Raw genomic sequence first — 19,133 nt, 5'->3', positions numbered from 1 at the left:
CGCGGCGACGTCGAGCGCCGTCCGGCGTCGACGGCCGACCCACGGGGGTGGCCGGTCGTCGATACTGATCTTCATGCATGCCAACGTCACCGCCGCCACCCTGGAACGCGTCGCCGGTCACCGGATCCGCTTCGACGCCCGGTTCGAGCGGTACTTCGACAGCCTCGGTGAACGTCTCGACGTCCCGGTGCCCAGCCGGTACGTACCGCGCTGCCTGGAGCTCCTACGGGAGTTCTCCATGCGCGGTGGCAAGCGACTGCGGGTCGTCCTGCTGTACGAGGCGGCCCGGCTGGTCACCACCGACGAGATACCGGGGCTGGCCGAGGCCGCGCTGAGCATCGAACTGCTCCAGACGCACGGGCTCGTCCACGACGACATCATCGACGACGCGCCCCTGCGCCGCGGCGGCCCCTCGACGTACTACGCCTACCGCTCGGAGTTCCCCGGCCAGGACGCCACCGCCCTCGGGCTCGCGATCCTCGCCGGGGACCTCGCCGCCTTCCTGTCCACCCAGGTGCTGCTGGAGGCCCAGGTTCCCGCCGAGCTCCGTCAGGCGCTGCTCGGCGTGCACACGCGCACCGCGGCGGAGACCGTGGCCGGGCAGATCGCCGACCTGGAGCGGGACTCACACACCCTGCCCGACGAGGAATTCCTGCACACCGTCACCGACTTCAAGAGCGCGCGGTACTCGATCCTGGCGCCGCTGACGATGGGACTGCTGGCCGCGGGTGAGGATCCGGCACCGCACCGCGAGCGTCTGCACCGATACTCCCGACTGGTGGGCATCACCGAGCAGATGCGCGACGACTTCCTCGACCTCTTCGGCCCGTCCGACGCCGGCCCGGCGGCCGAGCTGAAGTCCACCGGGGCGGACATCCGCTCGGGCCGTCGCACCTACGCCGTGCGCGCGGTGCTGGCCGCCGCGACCGGGGCCGACGCCACCCTCGTCGAAGCCGCGCTCGGTGATCCCGGCTGCCCGGACGAAACCCTGGGCCGGATCCGGGAGATCGCCCGCGCCGCCGACGTGGACCGGCTGCTCAAGGCGGAGATCCGGCGACACGCGGAGGCGGCCGCGGCCGAGGCCGCGTCCTGGGAACCGTACTGGCGCGCGGAGGCCGTGGGGTTCTTCCGGGGCCTGCCGATGTGGAACGTGGACCGGATGCCCTGAGAGTCGGCAAGGGTCGACGAGGACCGTCACACGGCGGCCACGGCAGCCCCGACGGTTCCGACGGTCCTGTCACCCACACCCGCGCCCTCGTCGAAGCCCTTGGCCAGCAACCGGACGGCCAGGGTCACTTCCCAGGCGAACACGGGCAGCGCCGCGAGGGACCCCGCCACCGAGACCTGCTCGTAGATCCCGAACAGCACGGCGGTCGCCGAGGCACAGATCAGCGTCCCGCCGACCAGCCCGAGGACGGCGAGCGGTCGGGGTACGAGCCGTGAGGTGTACATCAGGCCGGCCAGGACCAGGGTGTTGGCCCCGAGGACGAAGTTCGGCCCGAACAGGAACGTCCAGTCGTGGAGGGCCACCAGGGCCTGGCCGGCCGTGACCAGGGAGGCCTCGTCGGCGCCCGCCGCGCCCTGTGCCCCCGCCCTCAGCGTCACCACCGACAGCACACTGACGATCCCGACGAGGATGACGGCGGCCTCCAGCAGCCGCCCGCAGACATAGCCGACGGCCGCCCCCTCGTCGCGCCCGCGCAGCACCGGGTACAGCACGGCCCCTGTGCCCGTGACCGCCAGCGCGAGGACGAACTCGCACAACGCCCCCAGGAACACCCGGGTGTCGGCGCCCGGCCCGAGGACGTAGCCGGCGTCGTCCAGAAGGGGGCGGTAGAGCGCGAGCCCTCCGATCGCGGCGATCTCGGTGACGAGGAACAGCACACCCGCGACGATCGCGGTTCTCCTGGTCGAACTCATACGGAACAGCCCCTCCCTCAAAGGTGTACGGCGTACACCTGATGGTTGGCGCTCACCCTAGGTGTACGCCGTACACTCGTCAAGGCGCGGTCGACGCCACCCGCACCACCCACTCCGGGAACGGATCGAGGGAGAAGCCCCCATGCCCGAGCAGCCGCAGGAAGCGCAGGAACCGCGCCGGACCCCTCTGAGCCGGGACCGCGTGCTGCGCGCCGCCGTGGCCTTCGCCGACGGCGCCGGGATCGAGGCGCTGAGCATGCGCAGACTCGCCCAGGAGTTGGGCGTCGTACCGATGGCGCTCTACAAGCACGTGGCCAACAAGGAGGAACTCCTGGACGGCATGGTGGAGGTGGTGGTCGCGGGCATCGCGAGCCAGGCTCCCGGATCCGACTGGAAGAGCGCGGTCCGCGCGCGGATCCTCGGGGCGCGTGGCGCCCTCCTCGCGCACTCCTGGGCGGCTCAGGTGATCCGGTCGCGCACCAGCCCGACGCCGGCCGTGCTCGCGTACCTCGACTCGGTGATCGGCACGTTCCTGGCCGGCGGCTTCTCGACCGACCTCACCCACCACGTGATGCACGCCCTCGGCAGCCGGGTGCTGGGCTTCACCGAGGAGTTGTTCGAGGACCCGGCGGGTACCGCACCGCAGGACGAAGGAGCTCAGGCAGCCGCGTACGAGGCAATGGCCCGGCGGTACCCCCATGTCACCGAGCTCGCCCGGGCGGTGGCGCACGACCGGCGAACGGTCGTCGGCGAGGGGTGCGACGACCAGTTCGAGTTCGAATTCGCGCTGGACCTCCTGCTGGACGGGTTCGAACGACTCCACGGACAGGGCTGGAGGTCCACACCCTCGTGACGCGGAACCGCTCGACGGTCCGGTCCGGTCCGGTCCGGTCCGGTCCGGTCCGGCTCGTCGGTACCGGGCGCGGGCATTCGGGTGGCGGACCGCCGTGTCGGAGCGCCCGCTCCGACCCGGTTCGCCATCCTGGGCCAGGCACGGCATCGCGATCGCCGGTGCCCTCCCCCACGTCGAGAAGGAGTACGGCATGCCGACGGACGCGGTCGGGCGATTCCTCGCGGCTCTCGGACCGCAGCATCAGGAGGCCGTCACCGGCAGACCGCGCGAGGAGCAGGAGCGGCTCGCGGCGGCCTGGGAGCGGGAGCTGGCCTCGGACGACGAGCTCGACACGCTCGACGAGTTGTCACCGCCCGCGGCGGAGGCCGAGGCGGCCCGCCGCGTCCTGGACCGCGAAGGGTGAGGTGAGTTCGCGGCTCGGCCCGGACCGGTCAGACGGCGGGGGTGTCGAGCGGCCGCAGGAAGCGGCGCTCGTACCGCTTGATGCAGCGGGTCTCGCGGGCCAGGTCGAAGGCGGCCTGGCACTCCGGATCGGACACGCTGTCCGTGCGGTACCGCTCGTAGGCGGCGAAGCCGGGGAAGGAGAAGAGGGCGTAGGCGATGTCGCTGTCGCCTTCACTGGGCAGGAAGTAGCCGTGGTGGGTACCTCCGAACCGGTTGACGAGCCGGACCCAACGGCGTCCGTACTCCTCGAAGTCCGCGAGCTTGTCGACGTCGATCTCGTACTTCAGATGAATGGTGATCACCGCCCCATCATGCCGGGGCCCCGTGACTTCCCCCGGGGCGGAGGCAATCGCCGCCTTCGGGGCGGGGATCGGGCCGAATCCTCGTACGCTGCGGGAGTCGGAGTGAAGCAGCGGAAGGGGGAACCGCATGTCCATGCGCAAGGGTGCCAACGTACCGGTGCCGAGTGCCGCGGTCCGGGTGGAGCTGGGTTGGCGAGGGGGTCCTGGTGCGCCCGATGTGGACGTGTCGGCCCTGCTGTTGACGGCCGCCGGCAAGGTGCGGTCGGACGACGACTTCGTGTTCTACAACCAGCCCACGCACCCCAGTGGCGCCGTGCGTCACGAGGGGCGGCGCCAGGACGGCGCGGGCGTGCTCGAAACGATCGGGGTGACGCTGTCCGGGGTGGAGGAGGAGATCGGGACCGTGGTGGTCGCGGCTTCCACCGACGGCACGTTCGGTCAGGTGTCCGGCCTCTTCGTACGCGTGCTGGACGCGCGGAGCGGCGAGGAGACGGCACGGTTCGACGCCACGGACGCCACGTCGGAGACCGCGTTCGTGCTCGGGGAGCTGTATCGGCGGGCCGGTGCGTGGAAGTTCCGGGCGGTGGGTCAGGGGTACGCCTCCGGGCTGGCCGGTCTCGCCACGGACTTCGGGATCACGGTGGACGATCCCGCCCCGTCCCCGTCCCCGTCCCCGTCCCCGACCCCGGCCCCGCCCGCGCCCGTTCCGGCGCCCGTGCGGCCGGAGGTGACCGTACCCGCGCCCACCCGCCCGGTACGGCTGTCGAAGATCACCTTGACGAAGGCGGCCCCCGCGGTGTCGCTGACCAAGCAGGGGGCCACCTCCGGCGGCATGCGCGTGAATCTGACCTGGAGCGTCGCCGCGCCGCCGCGCGGGTGGATGCGCAAGGGGAACGACGCCGTGCGGCTGGAGGACGTCGACCTCGACCTCTCCTGCCTGTGGGAGCTGCGGAACGGAACGAAGGGGATCGTCCACCCCATCGACAACCAGTTCGGCTCCTTCCACCAGCCGCCGTACATCCAGCTGGACCACGACGACCGGACCGGTGCGAGCGAGGCCGGCGAGAACCTCATGATCAACCTCGATCACGCGGCCGAGATCAAGCGCGTCCTGGTCTTCGTGGTCATCTACGCCGGGGCCACCAGCTTCGCGGGCCTGCAAGGGGTCGCCACCCTTCATCCGCCCGTCGGTCCGCCGATCGAGGTGCGCCTGGACGAGTGCACCGTCCCCTCTCCGGTGGCCGCGATCGCCCTGATCGAGAACGTGGGCGGAGAGCTGATCGTCCGACGCGAGGCGAAGTACCTCCTGCCGGCGCCCGGCATCTTCAAGCAGCAGGCGGCGGACATCGAGTACGGCTGGGACATGAGCTGGCAGTCGGCGAGCAAGGACTGACGACCTGACCGGGCGTCCTCCGGCCGATCCAGTTGCTTGGCCGACCGTGGCGCCGGCGGTCGGCACCTGGCTGGGGTTCGGCCGCCCGGTCGGACGCGATCGCCTCACGGGGAGCACGTCGTCCTCCCCGCCCCGGACATGGAGCATGACCGACTGGACAGGGTCGTGCTCACCCATGGCTAGCTCGATCTTGATGACAAGGCGCCTGGCCTCCCGACTCGGCCGACGGCTCGGTCTGTCAGGTGTCGTACTCACCGTTCCACGGAGCCGAGAAGCCCAACCGATCCGGATAGAGCTCGGCCCAGTCGTGCTCGCCGTCCTCGTCCTCGGCATGGCATTCCGTGATGAGGCCGAAGACCACACCGTCAACGGTGACCTGGAACGGCTGGATCGCGATGTCACAGTACGTACGCCCTGGGAGGCCGGCGAGGGCGTCGGCCAGCCGGGCTTCCGCGCGGGCGACCACGGAGCGCGCGTCGTACCGGCGCTTCATCTGCTCTGCCCACGTACCGGCGCACCAGATGTCGGACTCCTGATGGTGCCCGTCGTGGTCGAACGTGTGCAGCACGACGAAAAGCCGCTTCCGCTCCTCCCAGCCGTCCCCCATCGCGAACCCGTCCGGAGATGCGTAGGTGATCGAAGCCAGGAACTGGCCGCCGCTGAACCGGCCGATGGTGCTCGTTCGGTAGTCCGGCTCATGGGCGACAGGGATGATCTCGGGGACGGCCATGCCCGCACCCTAAACACCAGGTGAGACCCGCCCTTCACTGGGTCCGAGATCGGAAACAGGCACCGGGGCGGCGGGGTTTGCCTTCCCTTGCCGCGCCGGGCCGGGAGGAGGCGGCGGCGCCGCTCGGGGCGACGGTCACCGCAACTCAAAGGCAACTGCATCGGCCTCCTCGGGCTCCTTGTGACTCGTGCGTACTGCACACCCCATCGGTGACAGCCGCGACTGTCGCGGCCCTCGGACCGCGTGACAGCGTGGACACGTCACCGACCGAGGGAGCACGAGTGAACAAGGGGTACGCCGCCTTCTGCGACGCCGACCGCTGGTTCTACGACGCGCCGTACCGGCGGACCGAGGAGAGCTACCCGGCCGCGACGGCCCCCGTACCGGCGGGGTGGCAGACGCACCGCAGCGGGGACTGGCTGGCGCTGCGGCCCGTCGACGCCCGGCTTCCCTCCCAGGGCTGGAAGATCCACGTCTCGGCGTGCCTGGACAACGCCGAGTCCGTCCTCGAACGGGTCCACGCGTACTGCGTGGAACGCCGGATCGCTTTCAAGTTCGTGCCGAGCCGGTACCTGTTGCACCTGCGCAACGCGAAGTACGCCGACCGCGCGGCGAGCGGAAAGTTCCTCACCGTGTACCCGGCGGACGAGGAGCAGTGCCGACGGATCGCCGAGGAGCTCGACGCGTTGCTGGCCGGGGAGCCCGGCCCGTACATCCTGAGCGATCTGCGCTGGAACGACGGCCCCGTGCACCTGCGTTACGGCAGTTTCACCCTGCGGCACTGCTACGACGACCGCGGGGAACTCGTCCCGGCGATCGAGACGCCGGACGGCCGGCTCGTGCCGGACCCGCGGGGTCCGGTGTTCCAACCGCCCGAGTGGGTCGAACCGCCCGCCTTCCTCGCGCCCCATCTGGCCCGACGCGCGGCCGTCACCCTCGAAGGCCTTCCGTACACGGTCGAACGGGCCCTGCACTTCTCCAACGGCGGCGGTGTCTACGCCGGCCGTGACGTGCGCACCGGCGAGCCGGTCGTCCTCAAGGAGGCGCGCCCCTTCGCGGGGCTCGCGGCCGACGGAGCGGACGCCGTCACCCGGCTGCACCGTGAACGCAGGGCCCTGGAACAGCTGGCCGGGACGGACTGTGTGCCCGCGGTCCACGGCACCTTCACCGTGGGCGACCACCACTTCCTGGTGATGCAGTACCTGGAGGGCAAACCCCTCAACACCTACTTCGCCCGCCGGCACCCGTTGATCGAGGCGGACCCCGATCCCGCGGAGCTGGCGGAGTACACCCGGTGGGCCCTGGAGGTCCATCGGCGGGTGACGGCGGCCGTGGAGGCGGTGCACGCCCGCGGCATCGTCTTCAACGACCTGCACATGTTCAACATCATGGTCGCGGAGGACGAGGCCACCGGTGGGATGTCGGTCGCCCTGCTCGACTTCGAGGCCGCCGCGCACGTGGACGAGGGGCTCCGCCAGACCGTCGCCAACCCGGCGTTCGTCGCCCCGGCCGGCCGACGCGGCTTCGCCGTCGACCGCTACGCCCTCGCCTGCCTGCGGCTCGCGCTGTTCCTGCCGCTGACCAGCCTGCTGGTGCTGGACCGGGCCAAGGCGGCGCACCTGGCCGACATCGCCGCCGAGCAGTTCCCGGTACCCCGCGCATTCCTCGACGAGGCGGTACGGGAGATCCTCGCCGACACCGACCCCGGTCCCGCCCCCGACGCCGGCTCCGGCCCCGCCTCCCGCGCGGATTCCGGCCCTGGCGCGGTCGTACCCCGCGCCCGCCGCCGCTACCTGCCCGTCGAACCGAACGACCCGGAGGCCGCCCGTGCCTCGATGACGGCGGCGATCCGGGCGAGCGCCACCTTCGACCGCGAGGACCGCCTCTTCCCCGGGGATCCGGCCCAGTTCGCGACCGCCGGCGGCGGAACCGGCTTCGGCCACGGCGCGGCCGGTGTGCTGTACGCGCTCGCCGAGACCGGCGCCGACCCCTGGCCCGAGGCCGAGGAATGGCTGCTGGCCCGGACCAAGGAACCGGCCTCCGGCATGCCGCTGGGCTTCTACGACGGCCTCGCCGGTCTCGCGTGGACCCTGGAACGGCTCGGGCACCGCGACCGGGCGCTGGCCCTGGCCGAGCAACTGCTGGACCAGTCCTGGCAGTCGGTCGGACCCGACCTGCACGGCGGACTCGCCGGCATCGGCCTGGCCCTGGACTCCCTGGGCTCGACCACCGGCGAGAGCGCACTGCACGCCGCGGCCCTGCGCTGCGCCGAGCTCCTCGCCGACCCCGCGACCACGTCCGGTCCGAACCGGGCCGGGCTGCTGCACGGGCACAGCGGTCCCGCGCTGCTCCATCTACGGCTCTACGAACGCACCCGCGACCAGGAGTGGTTGATCCGGGCCGGCCAAGCCCTGCATCGCGACCTCGACCGTTGTGTGACCAGCGCCTTCGGCACACTGCAGGTCGACGAGGGCTGGCGCACGATGCCCTACCTCGGCGCCGGCAGCGTGGGGATCGGCATGGTGCTGGACGACTGGTCGGAGCACGCGCGGGACGACCGCTTCGAACGCGCCCGGCCGGAGATCGTCCGCGCCGCCCAGGCGACCTTCTACGCCCAACCCGGGCTGTTCCGCGGCGCGGCCGGCATGATCCTCCACCTGGCGCGGACCACCACGCCGGGTCCGGGATCCGGCCCCGCGGACATCGCCCGCCAGGTGGAGGCCCTGGCCCGGCACGCGGTCCCGTACCGCGGCTTCCTGGCCTTCCCCGGCGAGCAGATGATGCGCCTGTCCATGGACCTGTCCACGGGCACGGCCGGTGCGCTCCTCGCCCTCGGCAGCGCCGCGCCCGGTGGGCGCGCGCAGCTGCCGTTCCTCCCTCCGCCGCGGTCGGCCGCGGCGGTCCCAGAGCCGGTCCCCCTCGCGGGGGCCGTGTCCCATCGGAACACCACAGTGAAGAGGAAACGGACATGACGCTTCTCGACCTGCAGTCGATGGAAACCCCGAAGGAAGAGACCACCGAGGCCGCGCACGGAGGCGGTGGCGGCAGCCGCGCCAGCCTGCTGCTCTGCGGCGACAGCAGCCTGAGCATCACGACCTGTAACTGATCAGGGATCAGGTCCTCCCGGGCCCGGGCGGTTCACCGCCCGGGCCCGCACCACACCCCGGAGGCCGCACCACCCCCTGGAGGCCGCGCCCCATGACCGTGCCCGCTCCCTCCGGCGAGGCGTCGACCGCCCGCACCGCCGACCGGGCGCTGCGGGCGGCCGCGCGGCACAGCGCCGGCCGGCTCGCCGCGGCGTCCGCCTGCTCGGTGGCCGCCGCCGGCGCGGCCCTGGCCGAACCGGCGGTCCTCGGTCACACCCTCGACCTGCTGCTGCGGCAGGATCCCGCGGGCGCCCGGTGGATCGCCTGGTGCGCGGCGGTGATCGCCGCCGAGGTGCTGCTCGACGCCGCGACGGCCCGGCTGACCGGCGGTGTCGACGCCCGCTCCACCGCCTGGCTGCGTCGGCTCGGGCTCGGGCGGCTGCTGCGTACCGCGCCGCACCGGGCCGCCCGCCACTCCCCCGGCGAAGTCTCCGCCCGACTGACCGCGCAGGCCACCACCGCCGGGGCCGTTCCGGCGGCCGTCGTGACCGCGTCCGTGGCGCTGCTCGCCCCACTCGGCGGGCTCGTGGCGCTGGTCCTGGTCGACGTGTGGACCGCGCTGGCCTTCCTCGCCGGACTGCCTTTGCTCGCCGTGCTGTTGAGGGCGTTCGCCCGCGACTCGGGCGCCAGCGTCAGCCGCTACCAGGAGGTCCAGCTGGACCTGGCCGGCCGGCTCGTGGAGGCTCTCGGGGGCGCCCGTACCATCGCCGCCGCCGGCACCGCCGCACGCGAACAGGCGCGCGTACTGGCCCGGTTGCCGGAGCTCGGCGCCGAGGGGCGGCGGACGTGGCGGATCTACGGAGCGACCGTGGCGCGTACCGGCGCCCTCATGCCCCTGCTGCTGTACGTGGTCCTCGGCGTGGGCGGGGTCCGCCTCGCCGAGGGCGCCCTCGGCGTCGGCGGGCTCCTCGCCGCCGTCCGCTACGCGGGCCTCGCGGCCGGGGTCGGCACCGTGACGGGGCGGCTGGCGGCCGTGGTGCGAGGCCGGGCCGCCGCCCGCCGCACCGCGGCCCTCTTCGACCTGCCCGAGCTCCCCCAGGGGGAGCGCCGATTGCCCGGCTCGGGACCGGGCACGCTGGAACTGTGCGGGGTACGGGTCGTCCGCGCGGGCACCGTACTGCTGCACGACGTCGACCTGCGGATCCCCGGTGGGGCGACCGCCGTCGTGGTCGGCCGATCGGGCTCCGGCAAGACGACCCTGGCCGCCGTGGCAGGGCGGCTCACCGCGTGCGACGCGGGCCGGGTTGTGCTCGACGGCGTGCCGCTGGATGAGCTGTCCGCCGAGGAGTTGCGCCGCGAGGTGGGCCACGCCTTCGAACGACCGGCCCTCTTCGGGGGGACCGTCGCGGACGCCATCGCCTTCGGCGACGGCCCGCATCCGTGCCCGGAGTCCGGCCCGGACCCGGAGGCCGTGCGCGCCGCCGCGCGGGCGGCCGGGGCGGACGCCTTCGTGCGCCGGCTGCCCGAGGGCTACGACACGGCGCTGGAGGACGCGCCGCTGTCCGGCGGCGAGTGGCAACGTCTCGGCCTGGCACGGGCGTTCCACCGTGCGGGGCGGCTGCTCGTCCTGGACGACGCGACGTCGAGCCTGGACACCCTCACCACTCGCGAGGTGGAGCGGGCGCTGGCCCGCGAGGTCCGGCCGGGGACCCGCCTGGTCGTCGCCCACCGCGTCTCCTCGGCCGCCCGCGCCGACCTCGTCGTATGGCTCGACGCGGGGCGGGTGCGGGCGACCGGTACGCACGCGGAGTTGTGGCGGGACCCCGCCTACCGGTCGGTGTTCGGCGAAGGGACCCGATCGGAGACGGATGCGCGGCCGGAGCCGGCCACGGAGCCGCCGGGCCGGGAGGCGGTGCGATGAGCGAGCACGGCACGTGGCGCCGGGTGTCCCGCGAGGGCCGCCGCTTCCTGCGCGGCCGGACCCGGACCCTGCGCCGGCTCGCGCTCTGGTCCCTGCTGGAGTCCGCGCACACCTTCCTCGGGGGGTACGCGGTGGCCCGCGCCCTCGACGACGGCTTCCTCGCCGGCCGCACCGGTACCGGCATCGGCTGGCTGGCCGTGGCCGGGGTGGGCGCGCTGCTGGGCGCCCTCGCCCTTCGCGGAGTGTTCGGCGGGCTCGCGGACCTGGTCGAACCGCTGCGCGACGGCCTCGTACGGCGCTCCGTGCGCCAGGCGATCGGGCTGGCCGTCTCCGATCCGGCGAGGGCGTCGCGGGCCGGTGACTCGGGTGCGGTGTCCCGGCTGACCCAGCAGACCGAGATGGCCCGGGACTCCTTCGCCGGACTGGTGCTGATCGCCCGGTCGTTCGTCTTCACCGCCCTGGGCGCGCTGCTCGGGCTGGCCGCGTTGGCCCCCGTCCTGCTGGTCCTCGTACTGCCCGCGCTGCTCCTGGGGACGGCCGCCTTCCTCGCCACGCTGCGCCCGATGGCGCGCGTGCAGCGCGCGGCGCTCGACGCCGACGAGGCGCTGTCCGGGCGCACGGGCGAACTGGCGGCGGGGTTGCGTGACGTGATCGCCTGCGGGGGCGGGGCGAGCGCCGGGGCCGGGATCGAGCTGCTGATCGCCGAGCAGGAACGGCTGACCGGGCGGCTCGCGCGGTGGACCGCCCTGCGCACGCTGGCCCTGGGCGTCGCGGGCCGGTTGCCGGTCGTCGTCCTGCTCGCCGGCACCCCCTGGCTGCTCGGGCGCGGGGTGAGCGCGGGGGCCGTGGCCGGGGCGCTCACCTACCTCGTGCAGTCGCTGCTGCCCGCCCTGGACGCGCTGATGACGGCGGTGGGCGCGGCGGGCACCCGGTTGCTGGTGGTGCTGGACCGGTTCTGCGATCCGGAAGCGGCCCCGCGGCCGCACCCCGAGCCCTTGGCGGTGGACCCGGGACCCGTATCCGGCCCACCCGCACCACCCGCACCGACCTCACCCGCCGTCGAGCTGCGGCGGGTCCGGTTCGCCTACGGTCCCCGCGCGCATCCGGTGATCGACGACCTCGACCTGCTGGTCCGGCCCGGCGAGCACCTGGCCGTGGTGGGGCCGAGCGGCATCGGCAAGTCCACCCTCACCGCCCTGATCGCCGGTCTGCTGCCGCCGGGCCGGGGAACCGTACGGGTGGCGGGCGCCCCCGCGTGCGGCGCCCCGGGTCGCGCCGCCCCCGGGTACGGCCCCGACGTCCGCCGGACGCTGCTGCCGCAGCAGGCGTACGTCTTCACGGGTACGGTCCACGAGAACCTGACCCACCTGTGCCCCGGCCCGGTGTCCCGGGGGGAGGTGGAGCGGGCCACGGCCGTCCTCGGCGCGGACGCGCTCGTGGCCCGGCTCGGTGGACCGGACGCCGTCGTCGACCCGGGCCGGCTCACCCCGGGCGAGCGACAGCATCTCGCCCTCGCCGCCGCCTATCTCTCCCCCGCCCCCTTGCTGCTGCTGGACGAGGCCACCTGCCACCTCGACCCGCGGGCCGAGGAGCGCGCCGAGCGGGCACTCGCTGAGCGCCCCGGCACGCTGGTGGTGGTCGCCCACCGGATCTCCTCCGCCGTCAGGGCCGACCGGATCCTCGTACTCGACGGGACCCGGGCGGTGTGCGGCACGCATGCGGAGCTCCCGGCCAGGTCGCCCCTGTACCGGGATCTGGTGGGTCTGTGGAACGCGCAAGGGTGAGGAAGGGTCCGGGGGCTCTCGGGCCGGCGGCTCAGACCCAGCCGGCTCGCCGGGATATCCGGATGGCGTCGATCCGGTTGCGGGCGCCGGTCTTCCGGGTCACCGCGGCCATGTAGTTGCGGACGGTTCCGCTGGCGAGGTGCAGGGCGCGGGCGATCTCCGCGATCGAGTCGCCCTCGGCGGCGCGGGCCAGCACGCTCAGTTCGCGCGGGCTGAGCGGCATGGGGTCGGCCTCCATGAAGGCCGAGGCGAGCGCGGCGTCGATGACGCGTTCCCCCGCCGCGACCTTGGCGACGGCCCGGACCAGCCGGGCGGGCGAGCCGTCCTTGTCCACGTAGCCGAGCGCCTGCGTCCGGAGGGCGCGCCGCAGCGCGCCGGGCAGGTCGGCCCGGGCGAGCACCAGCAGCGGGGTGGGTGTGGGTGAGGCGGGCAGCAGGTGAGGGGCGCCCACCTCCGCGTGGAGGGCGGCCGAGACGCCCGGACAGTCGAGGTCCACGACCACCACGTCAGGTCGTAAGAACTCGGCCTGGCGCGCGGCGGCCCGCCAGCCGGACGACGTGACGTCGAAATCGCCTTCCGATCTCAGCAGCGCGGCCAGGGCCGACCTCACGAGGCACACGCTGTGCAGCACCAAGACCTTGGTCATCGGGTTCCCCTCACGAGACGATCGATCAGCATCAAGCGGCTGCCCAGCTACCACCGCGAGGGAACGTCACGGCGGGAGGCGTGCGGGGGCGCGCGGCCGGAGGCGTGCGGTCCTGTCGTTCCGCCCCGGCGCCGCGGGCGGCCCTCCGACCTCGGCGGGCATCCGGAAAGTGCCGTGGAACCGCGCGCGAGGCCGAAATCCGGATGGGCTGATTCCGCGTGCATTCGGCGGGGATCCCGTCGGCCCGCCACCCCCACGATGCGCGGCCGCGCGGGGTCCGGATCGACCGAGCGAAGAATTTCCGACGGGGAGATGTCGAGAACCCGTGGCCGGCTCCGTCCCAGGGGTGAAGGCGACCACAATGGGTCGCACCAGCACCGAGGAGAAGCGTCATGGCCAAGTACCTGCTGCTCAAGCACTACCGCGGCGCCCCGGCAGCCGTCAACGACGTCCCCATGGACCGGTGGACGCCCGAGGAGATCTCGGCACACATCCAGTACATGAACGACTTCGCGGCACGCCTCGAAGGCACCGGTGAGTTCGTCGACGGTCAGGCACTCGCCCCCGAGGGGACCTTCGTCCGCTACGACGGCGAAGGACGCCCGCCGGTCACCGACGGCCCGTTCGCGGAGACCAAGGACCTGATCGCCGGCTGGATGGTGATCGACGTCGACAGCTACGAGCGCGCCGTCGAACTGGCCGGCGAGCTGTCGGCAGCCCCCGGGGCGGGCGGGAAGCCGATCCACGAGTGGCTCGAACTGCGTCCGTTCCTGTCCGCGCACCCGAGCGCCACGGAGTGACCTCACCGATGGACGAGGCCCTGCTCAGGAGCCTCACGCCAGGCGTGCTCGGGATCCTCGTCCGCCGCGGAGCAGACTTCGCGGCGGCCGAGGACGCCGTCCAGGAGGCGCTGGTCGAGGCGATCCGCACCTGGCCCGCCGACCCGCCGCGGGACCCGAAGGGCTGGCTGGTCACCGTGGCCTGGCGGCGGTTCCTCGACGCGACCCGGGCGGACAGCGCCCGCCGCCGGCGCGAGGACCTGGTGGACGAGGAACCGCCGCCCGGACCCGCGCCGGCCGTGGACGACACGCTCCAGCTGTACTTCCTGTGCGCCCACCCGTCGCTGACGCCGTCGTCCGCCGTGGCGCTCACGCTGCGCGCCGTCGGTGGGCTCACCACCCGCCAGATCGCCCAGGCCTACCTGGTGCCCGAGGCGACCATGGCGCAGCGGATCAGCCGGGCCAAGCGCACGCTCTCCGACCATGGGGTCTCCCCTGCTCGAAGAGCTCGGGGAAGGTTCGACCGTCCCGGTGATGTCGCCACCGTGCTGCGCGTCCTCTACCTGGTCTTCAACGAGGGCTACTCCGGCGATGTCGACCTCGCCGCCGAGGCCATCCGGCTCACCCGGCAGCTCGCGGCCCGCGTCGACCACCCCGAGGTGGCGGGGCTGCTCGCCCTCATGCTGATCCACCATGCCCGGCGCGGCTCCCGGACCGCGTCCGACGGCAGCCTGGTGCCGCTCGCCGAGCAGGACCGGGGCAAGTGGGACACCGCGGCGATCGCCGAGGGTGTACGGATCCTGCAGGCGGCCCTCGCCCGCGACCGGCTGGGCGAGTTCCAGGCGCAGGCAGCCATCGCGGCGCTGCACGCGGACGCGCCCACCGCCGCGCAGACGGACTGGGTGCAGATCGTCGAGTGGTACGACGAGCTCGCGCTCCTGACCGACAGCCCGGTCGTACGACTCAACCGCGCGGTGGCCGTGGGTGAGGCCGACGGACCGCGCGCCGGGCTGGCGGCGCTCGCGGCGCTGGACGAGGCGCTGCCCCGCCGCACGGCGGTGGCCGCGTACCTCCACGAACGCGACGGCGACGTGGTGACGGCGGCCCGGCTGTACGCCGAGGCCGCCCTGAAGGCGCCGAACCTCGCCGAGCGCGATCACCTGATGCGCCAGGCCGCCCGGCTGAACACCGCGCGCCGGTCCCCTTGACCGACCCTCCGCGCCCGACCGACCCGCTCGTCGGGCACCTGCTGCGGGACGCGGTGATGTCCGACGGTTCAGGGCGCGGTGGGGGCGACGGTCGGTGGGTTCCATCCCGTGGGCTCGGGGTCGGGCGCGAACGGCCCCACCCGGTTGGTCATCATGATCATCATCGTCGCGACGAAGACCAGGGTGATGACGATCAGCGCCGCCCCGATCGGGTTGGCGGGGTTGTAGTGGTAGCGGTTCGTCCCCCACTTGCTCCGCTTGAAGATCGGCTCATCGTCGTCGTGGGGCATGTCTGACCTCCCTGCTGGGGCCCTCCGGCCGGGGCGAGGTGTCGGCGCTGGGGGAACTGTCCGACGATTCTGCCCTGTTGACCGGGTGCGGCCGGCGGGCGGGGTGCGATCCTCCGGCCGCCACGGACGGCGCGAGCGCGGTGTGGAGGAGGCAGCCCGCCGCCGCGCCGACCACGTACCAGAACAGGTCGGGTGCGTTGAAGGTGGAACCGAGGACCAGGCGGGCCACGACGCTGTGCCGGGAGAGATCGGCGGGTACGGCGGTCAGTTGGAGGAATTCGACGGCCCAACTGGCGGCCAGCGCGGTCCCGGCGGCCCGCAGGGGTGTCAGCCGGGGCGCGACCAGTACGACGAGGGTCAGCAACAGGACGGTGTACAGAGCGTCGCCCCCGTACTTCGCCGTGCTCCCCGTCGCGGCGGCCCGCAGTCCCAGCCCCGCGGCCACGGTCACCACCGCGGCCGCGGCGGCCACCGCCCGGGTCCGTCGGAGGGCGGGGGCTGCGGCGCCGTCGCGGCGTCGGGGTATGAGATCCACGGAGCCATACTGCCGGAGCCGGCCCGACCGATCGGCGGGACACCTCTGAACAGGTCTAGCGCGTCGGGTAGTCCGTGTAGCCGCGGGCGTCGCCGCCGAAGAAGGTGGTCGGGTCAGGGGTGTTGTACGGGCCTTCGGTGCGCAGGCGGTCCGGCAGGTCCGGGTTGGCCAGGAAGAGCGCCCCGAAGGCGAGGAGGTCGGCGACGCCGTCCTCGATCAGCGGGAGGGCGCGGTGGTCGGTGGGGCCCTCGGTCGCCGGGTTCAGTATGAACGGTCCGGAGAACTGCTTGCGCAGGGCGAGGGTGGTCTCCCGGGCCTCGGGGCCGTGCTCCAGGACGTGGAGGTAGGCCAGGCCGAGTCCGTCGATCTCCTTGACCAGGGCCTCGTAGACGGGCTGCGGGTCGGGTTCCGAGATGCCGTTGTACGTGTTGCCGGGCGAGACGCGCAGCGCGGTGCGCTCGGCGCCGATCGCGGCGGCCACCGCCTTGACCGCCTCGACCGCGAAGCGGATCCGGTTCTCCGTGGGGCCGCCCCACTCGTCGGTGCGCAGGTTCGAGCCGGGGGCCAGGAACTGGTGGATCAGGTATCCGTTGGCCCCGTGCAGCTCGACGCCGTCGAAACCGGCCTCGATCGCGTTGCGGGCGGCCTGCGCGAAGTCGGCGACGGTCCGGCGCACCTCGGCCGCGGTCAGCTCGTGCGGGGTGACGAAGTCCTTCATGCCGTCGCCGGTGAACAGCTGCCCCTGGGCGGCCACCGCCGAGGGGGCCACGGGGACGAGGCCGTCGGGCAGCAGGCTCGGGTGGCCGATGCGGCCGGAGTGCATCAGCTGGGCGAAGATCCGGCCGCCCGCCGCGTGCACGGAGTCGGTGACCTCGCGCCAGGCGGCGACCTGCTCGGCGCTGTGCAGGCCGGGGGTGAAGGGGTAGCCCTGGCCGACCACGGAGGGCTGGATCCCCTCGCTGATGATCAGGCCGGCGGACGCGCGCTGGGTGTAGTACTCGGCGACGAGGCCGGTGGCGACGCCGTCCTGACCTGCGCGGCTGCGGGTCATCGGGGCGAGGGCGATCCGGTTGGAGAGGGTGGTGCCGGCGACGTGTACCGGTTCGAAGGCGGTGGTCATTGCTACCCCACAAGATAATTGGTCGGCCAATGATTGACTGCGAGATGCAGCGTACCCCATTACTTGGTCGACCAAGCTAAAATATGGACGGACGGTAGAATCCACAGCGCAGACATGCCGGACCGACCAGGAGGAGCCCTCCCATGACCGCGGAATCCGTACAGGAGCCGCGCCCCGTCACGCAGTGCGCGGCGGTGCCGAGTGCGGTGCTGGACGGGCCGGTGAGTCACGCCATCAGCCGGGTCGCCCGACTCCACCGGATCACGGCGGGCCGGGCCCTGCGGAACCTGGGGCTGCACCCGGGGCAGGAGTTCCTGATGATGCACCTCTGGGACTGCGGGGCCGTGCGCCAGTCCGAGCTGATCAAGGCGCTCGGACTCGACCCCTCGACGGTGACCAAGATGCTCCAGCGCCTGGAGCAGTCCGGCCACGTGCGGCGCCGCCCGGACCCCGCGGACCGGCGGGCCTCCCTGGTCGAGGCGACGGACGCCAGCCGTGAGCTCCTGGTCGAGGTCCGCGAGGCGTGGGGCGAACTGGAACGCCAGACCCTGGACGGTCTGGACGCCGCCGAACGCGCCGAACTGACCCGCCTCCTGGGCAAGGTCGAAGCCACCTTGTGCACGGAGGTCGCCCGCGGCGGCCTCGCGGAATGCGATGTCACCTACAAGGGACCCGGCGTCTGTTAGGTCACGTAGGACCGCACGGTGGGCGATCTTGTCCCATTTAGCAGAGAATCGCCATGAAGGACGTCCTCACCCGATGTCGGCATGTGCGGATCGGCGGTCCGAAGGTCGTGGGAAATGGCACCGGCAACACTCCAGGGCGCGGAACGGACCGGGACCGCCCCTGCACGCGAAGATCCCGATCCGCCGACACCGCACGAGACACCGGAGGAGTGGTCACCCACCCCGGAGGAACTCGCGGCCGTCCGGACCACCGTGGCGCGTCTGAGGGCGGCCTACCCCTCGGTCGACGCGGCCACCGTCGAGGCGACGGTGGAGGCCGCGTACGGCTCGTTCCGGCAGGCCAAGGTCAGGAAGTACGTCCCGATCCTGGCCGAGCGCCGGTCCCGGAAGGCGCTCGCCGCCGGGAGCCTCCCCGACCCGGTGAGGGACGGGCCGTGACCGCCCGGGGCCGGGGAAGGGGCGCGTACTGATGGCCGACAAGAGGGCCGACCGCATCGCGGACTTCATCGAGCCCCTCCGGGTGCCACCGGGATCGAAGGTGCACCTGGCACGGGACTTCGACCCCCGCTACAAGGCCGGCATGAAGAAGCGGGACGGGACCGAACTGCTGCGGACCGGTGTGTCGCTGCTCGCCGAGTACCAGGAGCGGCTGGCCGCCCAGGACACGTACGGCGTGGTGCTCGCCCTCCAGGCACTCGACGCCGGGGGCAAGGACGGGACGATCCGCCATGTGATGAGCGGGGTCAATCCCCAGGGCGTGCGGGTCAGCAGCTTCAAGGTGCCCTCCTCCGAGGAACTCGACCACGACTACCTGTGGCGCTACGCCCGGCGGCTGCCCGCGCGCGGCGAGATCGCCATCTTCAACCGCTCGCACTACGAGGAGGTCCTCGTCGTACGGGTCCACCCCGAGGCCCTGCTCCGGCAGAAGCTGCCGGAGCACGTGCTCCGTCCGGACATCTGGGAGCGGCGCTACCGGGAGATCAACCGCTGGGAGCGCTATCTCACGGACAACGGGTTCAAGGTGGTGAAGATCTTCCTGAACCTGTCCAAGGAGGAGCAGCGCACCCGCTTCCTGAAGCGGATCGACCTGCCGGAGAAGAACTGGAAGTTCTCCGCCGCCGACGTCCGGGAGCGGCGCCGGTGGGACGAGTACCAGCACGCGTTCTCCGAGATGCTGTCGGCGACGAGCACGAAGTGGGCGCCCTGGTACGTCGTGCCGGCGGACCGGAAGTGGTTCGCGCGGATCTGCGCGGCGGCGATCCTCGCGCACACCTTGATGGAGATCGATCCGCAGTACCCCGACGTGGGTGAGGAGGCCCGCAAGGATCTCCTCGTCACGAAGCGGACTCTGGAACGGGAGGCCCCGGCCGGCGCCCCGGCCGATCCGTACGCCGCCCGGCAGGGCAAGCCGAAGAAGAAGCGTGGCTAGGGCCTGC

20 protein-coding genes are annotated in these 19,133 nt (G+C 72.9%); 13 read left to right on the top strand and 7 right to left on the bottom strand.

Annotated features, from left to right (window positions below; translation table 11 throughout):
• Positions 1-73 precede the first annotated feature (73 nt).
• Positions 74-1,168, top strand: coding sequence for a polyprenyl synthetase family protein (locus OG624_RS37425; RefSeq protein ID WP_371589442.1), 1,095 nt, complete (start codon positions 74-76; stop codon positions 1,166-1,168).
• A 26-nt stretch (positions 1,169-1,194) separates the two neighbouring features.
• Here OG624_RS37425 and OG624_RS37420 read toward each other — a convergent pair whose 3' ends face one another.
• Positions 1,195-1,920, bottom strand: a complete 726-nt coding sequence (locus OG624_RS37420; protein ID WP_371640456.1) for a DUF4386 domain-containing protein — start codon at positions 1,918-1,920, stop codon at positions 1,195-1,197.
• 142 nt (positions 1,921-2,062) lie between these two features.
• Between OG624_RS37420 and OG624_RS37415 the strand changes: the two genes are divergently transcribed.
• The gene (locus tag OG624_RS37415) at positions 2,063-2,773 is read left to right on the top strand and encodes a TetR/AcrR family transcriptional regulator C-terminal domain-containing protein (protein ID WP_033216199.1); all 711 of its coding nucleotides are present in this window, start codon (positions 2,063-2,065) and stop codon (positions 2,771-2,773) included.
• Between the two features lie 190 nt (positions 2,774-2,963).
• Positions 2,964-3,176, top strand: a complete 213-nt coding sequence (locus tag OG624_RS37410; RefSeq protein ID WP_033217021.1) for a hypothetical protein — start codon at positions 2,964-2,966, stop codon at positions 3,174-3,176.
• A gap of 28 nt (positions 3,177-3,204) precedes the next feature.
• On the opposite strand, the gene OG624_RS37405 is transcribed toward OG624_RS37410, so the two are convergent.
• On the bottom strand, positions 3,205-3,519 hold the full coding sequence (locus tag OG624_RS37405) for an NIPSNAP family protein (RefSeq protein ID WP_033216197.1): 315 nt from the start codon (positions 3,517-3,519) through the stop codon (positions 3,205-3,207).
• 127 nt (positions 3,520-3,646) lie between these two features.
• On the opposite strand from OG624_RS37405, the gene OG624_RS37400 reads away from it, so the two are divergent.
• Positions 3,647-4,912: a TerD family protein gene (locus OG624_RS37400; protein WP_078909061.1), complete on the top strand. Its 1,266-nt coding sequence runs from the start codon at positions 3,647-3,649 to the stop codon at positions 4,910-4,912.
• A 238-nt stretch (positions 4,913-5,150) separates the two neighbouring features.
• Here OG624_RS37400 and OG624_RS37395 read toward each other — a convergent pair whose 3' ends face one another.
• Positions 5,151-5,642 carry a hypothetical protein gene (locus OG624_RS37395; RefSeq protein ID WP_033216195.1) on the bottom strand — a complete coding sequence of 164 codons (492 nt, stop codon included), beginning with the start codon at positions 5,640-5,642 and terminating at the stop codon, positions 5,151-5,153.
• Between the two features lie 281 nt (positions 5,643-5,923).
• Between OG624_RS37395 and lanKC the strand changes: the two genes are divergently transcribed.
• The 4 genes from lanKC to OG624_RS37375 all read left to right on the top strand — a co-directional run bounded on the left by lanKC (position 5,924) and on the right by OG624_RS37375 (position 12,433).
• Positions 5,924-8,614, top strand: a complete 2,691-nt coding sequence (lanKC, locus tag OG624_RS37390; protein WP_033216193.1) for a class III lanthionine synthetase LanKC — start codon at positions 5,924-5,926, stop codon at positions 8,612-8,614.
• Positions 8,611-8,748, top strand: a complete 138-nt coding sequence (locus tag OG624_RS37385; RefSeq protein WP_030723876.1) for a SapB/AmfS family lanthipeptide — start codon at positions 8,611-8,613, stop codon at positions 8,746-8,748. The genes lanKC and OG624_RS37385 overlap by 4 nt, the downstream gene beginning before the upstream one ends.
• Positions 8,749-8,840: 92 nt before the next feature.
• A complete protein-coding gene (locus OG624_RS37380) occupies positions 8,841-10,649 on the top strand; it encodes an ABC transporter ATP-binding protein (protein WP_371589440.1) in 1,809 nt (602 codons plus the stop codon).
• A complete protein-coding gene (locus tag OG624_RS37375; RefSeq protein WP_371589439.1) occupies positions 10,646-12,433 on the top strand; it encodes an ATP-binding cassette domain-containing protein in 1,788 nt (595 codons plus the stop codon). The genes OG624_RS37380 and OG624_RS37375 overlap by 4 nt, the downstream gene beginning before the upstream one ends.
• 31 nt (positions 12,434-12,464) lie before the next feature.
• On the opposite strand, the gene OG624_RS37370 is transcribed toward OG624_RS37375, so the two are convergent.
• A complete protein-coding gene (locus OG624_RS37370; protein WP_063733988.1) occupies positions 12,465-13,079 on the bottom strand; it encodes a response regulator transcription factor in 615 nt (204 codons plus the stop codon).
• Between the two features lie 392 nt (positions 13,080-13,471).
• Between OG624_RS37370 and OG624_RS37365 the strand changes: the two genes are divergently transcribed.
• A complete protein-coding gene (locus OG624_RS37365) occupies positions 13,472-13,879 on the top strand; it encodes a YciI family protein (RefSeq protein WP_033216185.1) in 408 nt (135 codons plus the stop codon).
• Between the two features lie 8 nt (positions 13,880-13,887).
• Complete coding sequence (locus tag OG624_RS37360) at positions 13,888-15,066, top strand: RNA polymerase sigma factor (RefSeq protein WP_161288897.1); 1,179 nt, start codon at positions 13,888-13,890, stop codon at positions 15,064-15,066.
• 68 nt (positions 15,067-15,134) lie between these two features.
• Here the strand turns inward: OG624_RS37360 and OG624_RS37355 are convergent, their stop codons facing one another.
• Genes OG624_RS37355 through OG624_RS37345 form a run of 3 tightly spaced genes read right to left on the bottom strand, consistent with a single transcriptional unit; the run spans position 15,135 to position 17,011 of the window.
• Complete coding sequence (locus OG624_RS37355) at positions 15,135-15,356, bottom strand: hypothetical protein (RefSeq protein WP_266354284.1); 222 nt, start codon at positions 15,354-15,356, stop codon at positions 15,135-15,137.
• Entirely contained in the window at positions 15,337-15,891 is a 555-nt protein-coding gene (locus OG624_RS37350; RefSeq protein ID WP_371589438.1) for a ribosomal maturation YjgA family protein, read from the bottom strand. The genes OG624_RS37355 and OG624_RS37350 overlap by 20 nt, the downstream gene beginning before the upstream one ends.
• 55 nt (positions 15,892-15,946) lie before the next feature.
• On the bottom strand, positions 15,947-17,011 hold the full coding sequence (locus OG624_RS37345) for an alkene reductase (protein WP_371589437.1): 1,065 nt from the start codon (positions 17,009-17,011) through the stop codon (positions 15,947-15,949).
• A gap of 143 nt (positions 17,012-17,154) precedes the next feature.
• On the opposite strand from OG624_RS37345, the gene OG624_RS37340 reads away from it, so the two are divergent.
• The 3 genes from OG624_RS37340 to OG624_RS37330 all read left to right on the top strand — a co-directional run bounded on the left by OG624_RS37340 (position 17,155) and on the right by OG624_RS37330 (position 19,126).
• Positions 17,155-17,697 carry a MarR family winged helix-turn-helix transcriptional regulator gene (locus tag OG624_RS37340; protein WP_051762818.1) on the top strand — a complete coding sequence of 181 codons (543 nt, stop codon included), beginning with the start codon at positions 17,155-17,157 and terminating at the stop codon, positions 17,695-17,697.
• Between the two features lie 114 nt (positions 17,698-17,811).
• Positions 17,812-18,135, top strand: a complete 324-nt coding sequence (locus OG624_RS37335; protein ID WP_326749848.1) for a three-helix bundle dimerization domain-containing protein — start codon at positions 17,812-17,814, stop codon at positions 18,133-18,135.
• Between the two features lie 31 nt (positions 18,136-18,166).
• The gene (locus tag OG624_RS37330; protein WP_033216177.1) at positions 18,167-19,126 is read left to right on the top strand and encodes a polyphosphate kinase 2 family protein; all 960 of its coding nucleotides are present in this window, start codon (positions 18,167-18,169) and stop codon (positions 19,124-19,126) included.
• Positions 19,127-19,133: the final 7 nt, after the last annotated feature.

The sequence above is a fragment of the Streptomyces virginiae genome (assembly GCF_041432505.1).
GTDB lineage: Bacteria > Actinomycetota > Actinomycetes > Streptomycetales > Streptomycetaceae > Streptomyces > Streptomyces virginiae_A.
This window is presented reverse-complemented; position numbering and strand designations above follow the sequence as displayed.